We start from the raw sequence: 10,040 nt of genomic DNA, 5'->3' as shown, positions 1-10,040 counted from the left end.
ACGGCCGCGATCGAGATGCCCGGCGTCAGAGTGATCTCGTCCTCGGCCGCCTGCAACGCGATCATCACGCCACCCGGCGGCAACGCCTGCATGAGCCGCGCACGTTCACGCACGAGCCTCGCGGCATCCTCCAGGCTGAACACACCCGCGACGTGCGCGGCCGCGATCTCACCGATCGAGTGGCCGGCGACGTGGTCGGGCTTGACGCCGAACGACTCCACGAGGCGGTGGAGGGCGACCTGCAGGGCGAAGATCGCGGGCTGCGCGTTGCCGGTCTGGTTGAGGGCTTCGGCGTCGTCGCCCCACATGACCGCTCGCACGTCCAGGTGCTGAGCGACCTCGTCGAACGCCTCGCGGAACACCGGGAACCGGGCGTACAGCTCGCGCCCCATGCCGAGCCACTGCGAACCCTGCCCGGTGAACAGCATCGCGAGCTGCTTCTCGGTGGCGGTGCCGCGGGCGATCTCGGCGCCGTCGAGGACCACCGCGCGGTGGTCGAACAGGGTGCGCAACGACAGCGAGTACCCGACGTCCTTCGGATCGGCCGACACGTCCGCCAGCTGCGCGATCTGCCCGCTGAGCGCCGCCTCGGACTTCGCGGACACCAGCCACGGAATCGATTCCGACTGGGGGCCCCGGGGGGAGACCGAGGTCCCCACTCCAATCGTCGCACGCGGGTCCGACGATCCCGGGCCGGCAAGATCGACATTGGCGGAGTTGTCCACAGGCGCCGAGTTGTCCACAGATTTCGGCGAGCCCGGTCGCCCGGAGTCAGCGCTCGATACGCTGGAAATCGGGGGGATCCCCGACGGCGCCTCCAAGATCAGGTGTGAGTTGGTGCCGGAGACGCCGAACGACGAGATGCCGACGCGGCGCGGGCGGTCCACCGCGGGCCACGGGGTGTCGGAGGTCAGCAGGGAGACCACGCCGGCCGACCAGTCGACGTGGGAGGACGGCTCGGTGACGTGCAGGGTGCGCGGCAGGACGCCGTGCCGCATCGCCTGCACGGCCTTGATCACCGAGGCGACGCCCGCCGCGGCCTGCGTGTGGCCGATGTTCGACTTGACCGAGCCGATGTAGAGCGGGACCGAGCGGTTCTGGCCGTAGGTCGCGATCAGGGCGGCCGCCTCGATCGGGTCGCCCAGGGTGGTGCCGGTGCCGTGTGCCTCCACCGCGTCGACATCGGCGGGTGACAGGCCCGCGGAGGCCAGGGCCGCGCGGATCACGCGTTGCTGCGAAGGGCCGTTCGGGGCGGTGAGGCCGTTCGAGGCACCGTCCTGGTTCACGGCCGAACCGCGCAGCACGCCCAGCACGTGGTGGCCGTGGGCCACCGCGTCGGAAAGGCGTTCCAGCACCAGCATGCCCGCGCCCTCGGACCAGCCGACACCGTCGGCCGAGTCGGAGAACGCCTTGCAGCGGCCGTCCGCGGCGAGACCGCGCTGCAGGGTGAACTCGACGAAGGCGTGCGGGGTGGCCATGATCGTCACGCCGCCGGCCAGCGCCAGCGAGCATTCGCCGCCGCGCAGGGCCTGCATGGCCAGGTGCATGGCCACCGACGACGAAGAGCAGGCGGTGTCGACGGAGACCGCGGGGCCCTCGAAACCGAACGTGTAGGACAGGCGGCCCGACAGCACGGACGCGATGAGGCCGGTGGAGGCGTGCCCGTCGCCGTCCACCGACACCAGGTCCGCGTAGTCCTGGCCGTTCGTGCCGACGAACACACCCGTGGAGGACCCGCGCAGCGCGGCGGGGTCGAGGCCCGCGCGTTCCAGGGCCTCCCAGGTGAGCTCCAGCATCATGCGCTGCTGCGGGTCCATGCCCAGCGCCTCGCGCGGCGAGATGCCGAAGAAGTCGGCGTCGAACGAGGCCAGGTCGGTCAGGAACCCGCCCTCCTGGGCCAGGGAGGTCGAGCGCAACGACGCGAGATCCCAGCCGCGGTCGGCCGGGAACGGGGAGACCACGTCCCGGCCCGAGGACACGACGTCCCACAGCTGCTCGGGAGTGGTCACCCCGCCGGGGAAGCGGCACGACATGCCCACGATCGCGATGGGCTCGCTGTGCTTGTGCTCCAGCTCGAGGACGCGTTCACGAGCCCGGCGCAACTCGACCGTGACTCGCCTCAGGTAGTCGGCAACCTTGTCCTGCTGCTCTTCCTGCACTGGTCCGTCCTCATTTCGTGCGGGCAAACAACTGCTTCTACGAGAGGTCGAGCAACTCGTCGTCGATGATGTTCAGGAGGTCCTCGACGGAGGCGGTGCGGAGATCGTCGTCCGAAGTGGACATCGGCTTCTTCAAGCGCGCGAGCACCTTCTCCAGGCGCTCGCGGATCGCGTCGTGGTCGGACTCCGCGGTCGTGGCGAGCGACGCCTCGAACCGGGCGAGCTCGGCGAGGACGGAGCCGTCGACCGCGCAGGACAGGCCGGCGAGCAGGTGCTCGGCCACCAGGCGCGGCGTCGGGTAGTCGAAGACGAGCGCCGACGGCACCGGCAGGCCCGTCGCGGCCTTGAGGCGGTCGCGCATCTCCACGGCGGTCAGCGAGTCGAAACCCTGGTCGCGGAACGCCTTCTCCGGGTGGATCGACTCGACGCCCGGGTGGCCCAGCACCGCCGCGGCCTCGGACCGCACCAGGTCCAGCAGCACGCGTGACCGGTCGGCCTCGGACAGGCCCGCGAGCTTCTCCTGCAACGCCACCTCGGCCCCGGCCACGTCCTCGTCGACGGAGAGAGCCGCGACGGCCTCGGGGATCGACGAGAACAACGGCGACGGCCGCGACGCGGTGAAACCGGGCGCGAACCGGGCCCAGTCGGTGTTCGTCACGGTCAGCACCGTCTCGCCGTCCGACACCGCCTGCACCAACGCCGTCAGCGCCAGCTCCGGGTCCATCGGCAGCACACCGTGGCGGCGCAGCTGGTCGTAGGCCTCCGGATCGGTCGCCATGCCCGCCTCGGCCCACGCGCCCCACTGCACGGACGTCGCCACCAGGCCCTGACCGCGGCGGAACTGCGCCAGGCCGTCCAGGTAGGCGTTCGCGGCCGAGTAGGCGGGCTGACCACCACTGCCCCACGCCGCCGCACCCGACGAGAACAGCACGAACGCGTCGAGGTTCCCGGTCAGCTCGTGCAGGTTCCGTGCCGCCACCATCTTGGGGCGCAACAACTCCCCGAGCTGATCGGCCGACAGCGACGACAAGGGCGCGTCACCGGAGTCGATGCCCGCGCAGTGCACCACCGCGGTCAGGTCCGGGAAGCGGCCCAAAAGCTCTTCCAGGGCAGCACGATCGGCGACGTCGCACGCCTCGACCGAGACCTCGGCACCGAAACCTTCCAGCTGTGCCACCAGGTGCTCGACACCAGGCGTCAACGCGCCCCGGCGCGAGGTCAGGACGATGTGGGAGGCACCACGAGCGGCCACGGAACGCGCCACGAACCCGCCCAGCGCACCCGTGCCGCCGGTGATCAGGACCGTGCCCGACGGCGCCCAGTCCTCACCGTGCTCACCGCGCGGCGCGGGCACCAGCCGGCGGGCGAACACCCCGTTGCCGCGCACCGCGATCTGGTCCTCGCCCAGGGAGTTCACCAACGCCGCCTGCAGGCCCTGCGCGATCTGGGTGTCCACACCGCCCGGCAGGTCGATCAACCCACCCCACCGGCGCGGCAGCTCCAGCGCGGCCACCCGGCCCAGGCCCCACAGCGCCGCCTGCACCGGCGACGTCACGATGTCACCGTGACCGGTCGACACGGCACCGCGCGTCACCGTCCACAACGGAGCGTCAATTCCGGCCCGCAGCAGCTCCAGAGTGCCCGCCAGCGCGAACGGCACGTCACCCGAGTCGTCCGCGGCACCGAGCAACGACACCACACCCGTGAACTCGCGCCCGGCCAGCGAGCCGGCCTTGTCCAGCGGCACCGCGACCCCGCCGAGGATCTCCACGACGTCCCGGGTCCAGGTGTCCTGCTCCCCCGGCGGCACCACGACCAGCCACGACCCGGAGAACGCGCCGGACAGCGACAGCCGGTGCCACGACTCCCGGTACCGCCAGGAGTCCACAACGGACTGCGCGCGCTGCCGGGTCCGCCACGACGACAACGCCGGCACGACGGCGGCGGCGATCTCGGGGTCGAGATCCAGCACCGACGCCAGCTCGTCGTTCTCCACCAGCTGCCAGAACGCCGCGTCCAGCGGATCGGCCTTGCCGACCGCGACCTCGGGCTCCGGCCAGAACCGGGAGCGCTGGAACGCGTAGGTGGGCAGGTCGACGCGCACGGCACCGGTGCCCTCGAACAACCGCGACCAGTCGACCGGCACACCGGTGACGTGCAGGCGCGCCAGCGCCGACACCACCGAGGCCTCCTCCGGCCGTTCGCGGCGCAGCACCGGCACGACAGCGGTGTCCAGCGGCACCGCGCCGGTCTCGGTCATCTCCGCCACGAGCGCCGACAGCACGCCGTCCGGGCCGAGCTCCAGGAACGCCGACACGCCCTGACGGCCCAGCGCCCGCACGCCGTCGGAGAACCGCACGGCCTCGCGCACGTGCCGCACCCAGTACTCCGGCGAGGTCAGCTGCTCGCGCACGGCGAGCTGCCCGGTCACGTTCGACACGACCGGGATCTGCGGCTCGGAGAACGACAGGCTCTCGGCGACCGCGCGGAACTCGTCCAGCATCGGGTTCATCAAGGGCGAGTGAAACGCATGGCTCACCGTGAGACGCTTAGTCTTGCGGTCCGGGAGCCGGTTGACGATCACGGCCACCGCGTCGTCGGTGCCCGCGACCACGACCGAACGCGGGCCGTTCACCGCCGCGATGGAAGCGTCAGGCCCCAGCAGCGGCAGCACTTCCTCCTCGGTCGCCTGCACCGCCACCATCGCGCCGCCGGGAGGCAAGGCCTGCATCAGCCGGGACCGCGCGTCCACGAGCCGGCACGCGTCCTCCAAGGAGAAGACCCCGGCGACGTGCGCGGCGACGATCTCGCCGATCGAGTGCCCGCCCACGAAGTCCGGCCGCACCCCGAACGACCGGGCCAGCCGGAACAACGCCACCTCGACCGCGAACAACGCCGGCTGCGTGTAGCGGGTCGCGTTCAGCGCATCGGCGTCGTGACCCCACATCACGTCCCGCAACGAGGGGTCCAGGTGCTCCAGCGCCGCGTCGAACGCCGACGCGAACACCGGAAAACGCTCGTACAGCTCCCGTCCCATGCCGAGCCGCTGCGACCCCTGTCCCGAGAACAGCACCGCCAGCGGCCGCTCCGACGCGACCCCGCGCGCGATCTCGGCCCCGTCGACGACCACCGCGCGGTGCTCCAGCTGCGTCCGCGTCGTCACCAGCGACGCCGCCACGTCGAGCGCGGGCGCCTGCACCGACCGCAACCGCTCCAGCTGCGCGTCCAGGGCCGCAGAAGTCTTCGCCGACACCACCCACGGCACGACCGACAGCACCGTCGACGGTTCTTCCGGCGTCACCTCGACCTCGGGCGCCTCCTCCAGGATCACGTGCGCGTTCGTGCCGGACACACCGAATCCCGACACCGCCGCGCGCCGTTCCCGCGACACCGCGGGCCACGGCTGCTCCGACGTCAGCAGCTCGACCCGCCCGGTCCCCCACTCCACGTGCGAGGACGGCGTCGTCACGTGCAACGTCCGCGGCAGCACGCCGTGGCGCAACGCCATCACCATCTTGATCACGCCCGCGACCCCGGCGGCGGCCTGCGTGTGCCCGAGGTTCGACTTCACCGACCCCAGCCACAGCGGCACGTCCCGGTCCTGGCCGTAGGTCGCGAGCAACGCCTGCGCCTCGATCGGGTCACCCAGCGTGGTGCCGGTGCCGTGCGCCTCCACCACGTCGACGTCCGAAGTGGACAAACCGGCCGACGCAAGCGCTTGCCGGATCACCCGCTGCTGCGACGGGCCGTTCGGCGCGGTCAGCCCGTTCGACGCGCCGTCCTGGTTGATCGCCGAACCGCGCAGCACCGCGAGCACCGTGTGACCGTTGCGGCGGGCGTCGGAAAGCCGCTCCAGCACGACCAGACCGGCGCCTTCCGACCAGCCGGTGCCGTCCGCGGAGTCGGAGAAGGCCTTGCACCGCCCGTCCGCGGAAAGCCCGCCCTGGCGGGAGAACTCCACGAACGTCTGCGGTGTCGACATGATCGTCACACCGCCCGCCAGCGCGATCGACGACTCGCCCGACCGCAGCGACTGCGCGGCCCAGTGCAACGCGACCAGCGACGACGAGCAGGCGGTGTCGACGGTGACGGCCGGGCCCTGCAGTCCCAGGGTGTAGGCGACGCGACCGGACACCACGCTGCCCGCGGTCCCGGTCGTCCAGTACCCCTCGGTGCCGGCCGGCGCGTCCAGCAGCCCGGCGCCGTAGTCGTGGTACATCACGCCCGCGAACACGCCACCGTTGGTGCCGCGCAACGAGACCGGGTCGATGCCCGCCCGTTCGAGAGCCTCCCACGACACCTCCAGCAGCAACCGCTGCTGCGGGTCCATCGCCAGCGCCTCGCGCGGTGAGATCCCGAAGAACTCGGCGTCGAAGTCCGCGGCGTCGTGCAGGAAACCACCCGAGCGCGTGTGCGAGGCACCGTCGAACAGCTTCTCCAGGTCCCAGTTGCGGTCCGCCGGGAACGCCGACACGACGTCCGAGCCCGACATCACCAGCCGCCACAGGTCCTCCGGCGAGGCCACCCCGCCGGGGTACCGGCAGGCCATGCCGATGATCGCGATCGGCTCGTCCGGCAACGGCCGCGCGACCTCGGAGACCACGGCCGCGCGCTCGCCCAGCAGCTCCGCCCGCAGATGCCGGGCCAGCACGACCGGCGTCGGGTAGTCGAACGCGATCGGCGCCGACAGGTGCAGGCCGGTCGCCGCGGTCAGGCGGTTGCGCAGGTCGACGGCGGTCACGGAGGTCAGGCCGAGCTCGCGGAACGTCTTCTTCGACTCGGCCCGCTCGGCACCGGTCAGGCCGAGCACGCCCGCGACCTCGGTGCGCACCAGGTTGAGCAGGAAGATGTCCTGCTCCTCCGCCGACATCGCCACCAGCCGCTGCCGCAACGCGGACAGGTCGCGCTCGTCCGGCGTGGCCAGCCGCGCGGACACGTCGATCAGGCCGCGCAGCAACGCCGGCACCTCGGTCGAGGACGTCTGCTCCCGCAGCGCGGCACTGTTGATCCGCATGATCACGGCCTGCGCCAGGCCCGCCGAGGTCGCCACGTCGAACATCGCGGTGAACTCCTGCGCCGACAGCTCACCCACCCGCGACGCCGTCGTCGGCGCGTCCGTCGAGCCCACCGCGAGGAACGTCGCGGCCAGCTCCCGCTTGCGGCGGTAGCGGGCCAGCGCGTCCAGGAACGAGTTCGCCGCCGCCTGCTCTCCCGATCCGACCAGGCCCAACGCACCCGCGACGGTGCAGAGCATGACGAACGCCGTGACGTCCCCGCTCTTGGTGAGCTGGTGCAGGTTCACCGCGCCGTCCACAACGGACCGGAACACGTCGGCGCGGCGCACGGCCGGCTTCGCCGGGTGCTCGCCCTCGCTGTGGATGACCGCGGTGACCGGTCGCTTCAGCTTGCCCAGCACCTCGGCCAGCGCCGCCCGGTCGGCCACGTCGCACGCCGCCACGGCCACGCGCGCGCCCAGCTCGGACAGCTCGGACTCCAGCCGCGCGGTCGCCTCGTCGGCCCGGCCGCGCGGACTGATCAGCAGCAGGTGCCGTGCGCCGTACGCGGCAACGAGATGCCTGGTCAGCGCGGCACCCATCGTGCCGTCCGCGCCGGTCACGACGACCGTGCGCCTGGGGTCGATGCGCAGCACCTCGTCGCTGTCGACCGACGCCGAAACGCGCTTCAGGCGAGGCATCAACGCGATGCCGGACCGGATCGCGAGCTGCGGCTCGTCGGCGGCGACCGCCAGCGGCAGCACGCCGGTGGAAGAAGGCAGGTCGTCGATGTCGATCAACGTGAACCGGTTCGGGAACTCGACCTGCAACGACCGCAGCAACCCCCACACCGGCGCGTGCACGAGGTCGCGCACGTCCTCGACCCCCGCCGCCACCGCGCCGCGGGTCAGCACGACCAGCCGCGAGTGCGCGAACCAGTCGTCGTTCACCCACGTCCGCAGCACGCCGCCGACCTTGCGCAAAGCCTCCTGCGCCGCCGTGGTCAGCTTGCCGCCGGTGTCCATGTCGTCCGGGCAGCACAACACCGCCACGTCCGGCGGCGGCTCACCCTCCACAACGGACACGTGCAACGCGGCGGCATCGGCGTAGGTGGCGACGTGCACACCGGCCGACGCGAGGGAAGCGGTCAGCCCGAACATGTCCGGGCCGACGACCGCCCAGCGCTTCGCCAGTTCGAGCGAGGTCGTGCGCACGGACGGCATCGGCGCCCAGTCCATGCGCAGCAACGACTCGTGCTGCCCGCCGCTCGCGGCCCGCAACCGGGCCGGGCGGTCGAGCAGCACGTGCCGCGTGATCTTCCCGGACGTCGTGCGCGGGATGTGGTCGATCTCGTACAGCTCCTCGGGCACCTTGAAGTTCGACAACTGCTCGCGGCAGGCGTCGTACAGGCGCACCGGATCCAGGCCCTGCTTGCCGGGCACGACGAACGCGATCGGCACCTCGCCGAGGATGTCGTGCGGCTTGCCGACCACGGCGGCGTCGGCGACGCCGGGAACGCGCAGCAGCACCTCCTCCACCTCGCCGGGGTGGATGTTCTCGCCGCCGCGGATGATCAGCTCCTTCACGCGGCCGGTGATCGTCAGGTACCCGTACAGGTCGCGCCGCGCCAGGTCTCCGGTGCGGTACCAGCCGTTCGGCATCGCCTGCGCCGTGGCCTCCGGCTGGTTGTGGTAGCCCACCATCAGGCTCGGGCCGCGCACCCACACCTCGCCCTCGGCCTCCGCGTCGACGTCGATCCCGGTCTCGGGGTCGACCAGCCGCACCGAGAGTCCCGGCACCGGCAGGCCGCACGAACCCGGAATCCTCGTGCCGTGCGCCCAGTTCACCGCGATCAGGCCGCACGTCTCGGTGCTGCCGTAGCCGTCGAGCAGCGCGACCCCGAACAGCGCCTCGAACTCCACGCGCAACGCCGGCGGGCACGGCGAGCCCGCGGTGAGGCACCGGGTCAGCGCGCTCGACGACACCTGCCGCGTGCGGGCGGCTTCCAGCAGATGGTGGTACATGGCGGGAACACCGCACATGAACGTGTAGTCGTCGCTTGCCAGCGCGGTCAGCACCTCGTCCGCCGCGAACCCGTCCAGAATCCGGGCCGTGGCACCGACCGCCGTGACACCGACGACGCACAGCACGTGTGCGAGGGAGTGGTGCAACGGCAAGGGCCACAGCACCTTGTCGTCGTGGCTCAACCCGATCACCGGGGCGTAACAGGCCGCGACCGACCACAGGCAGGCGCGCTGGGTCGACAGCACGCCCTTCGGTTTGCCGGTGGTGCCGGAGGTGTAGAGCATGAACGCCACGTCGTCGAGGCCCTGGTCGTCCCGCGCGGGAACAGCGGGGTCGCGCGACGTCAGATCCTGGTACGAGACAACAGAACCGCCGCGCGGCAGCGGTTCGTCGCCGCTCACGACGACCTTCAGATAAGGACGGCCGGGCAGCAGCTTGCGGACCTGCTCCAGGTGCGCGGAGTCGGTGATCACGACGCGGGCGCCGCTGTCGTCGAGCACGTAGGCGAGCTCGGCGTCGGCGGAGTGCGGGTTGAACGGCACCGCGACCGCGTTCGCGCGCGTGACACCGAGGTAGCTTTCGATGATGTCGACGCTGTTGCCCAGGAAGATCAGCGCCCGGTCACCCGGCTGCAGCCGCAGACCGGCGAGGTGCCCGCCGAGCCGCCAGGTGCGCCGCTCCAGTTCCGCGTACGTGACCGCGCGCCGCGAGTCCGCGAACGCGACCTTCTCCGGCGCGTTCGCGGCGTGGTATCGCAGCAGGTCGGACAACGGCCGGATCAGTTCGGTTCGAAACATCCCGACGGCGCTCCCTATTTACTGGCGACGTGGCTTGCACCTCGAGCGATGCTAGCCTCGGCCTC

2 protein-coding genes are annotated in these 10,040 nt (G+C 71.7%); both read right to left on the bottom strand.

Translation table 11 applies throughout. The annotated features are described in order from the left end of the window. Positions 1-2,159: type I polyketide synthase (locus tag ABZV40_RS28710; protein ID WP_355448074.1), on the bottom strand; the 2,159-nt coding region annotated here is incomplete at its 3' end. A gap of 37 nt (positions 2,160-2,196) precedes the next feature. After that, on the bottom strand, positions 2,197-9,975 hold the full coding sequence (locus tag ABZV40_RS28705) for a type I polyketide synthase (protein WP_355448071.1): 7,779 nt from the start codon (positions 9,973-9,975) through the stop codon (positions 2,197-2,199). Positions 9,976-10,040: the final 65 nt, after the last annotated feature.

This window comes from Lentzea sp. NPDC004782 (assembly GCF_040609115.1).
Classification (GTDB): domain Bacteria; phylum Actinomycetota; class Actinomycetes; order Mycobacteriales; family Pseudonocardiaceae; genus Lentzea.
Note: the sequence above shows the minus strand (reverse complement) of the source record. Positions and strands in the feature narration are given on the sequence as shown.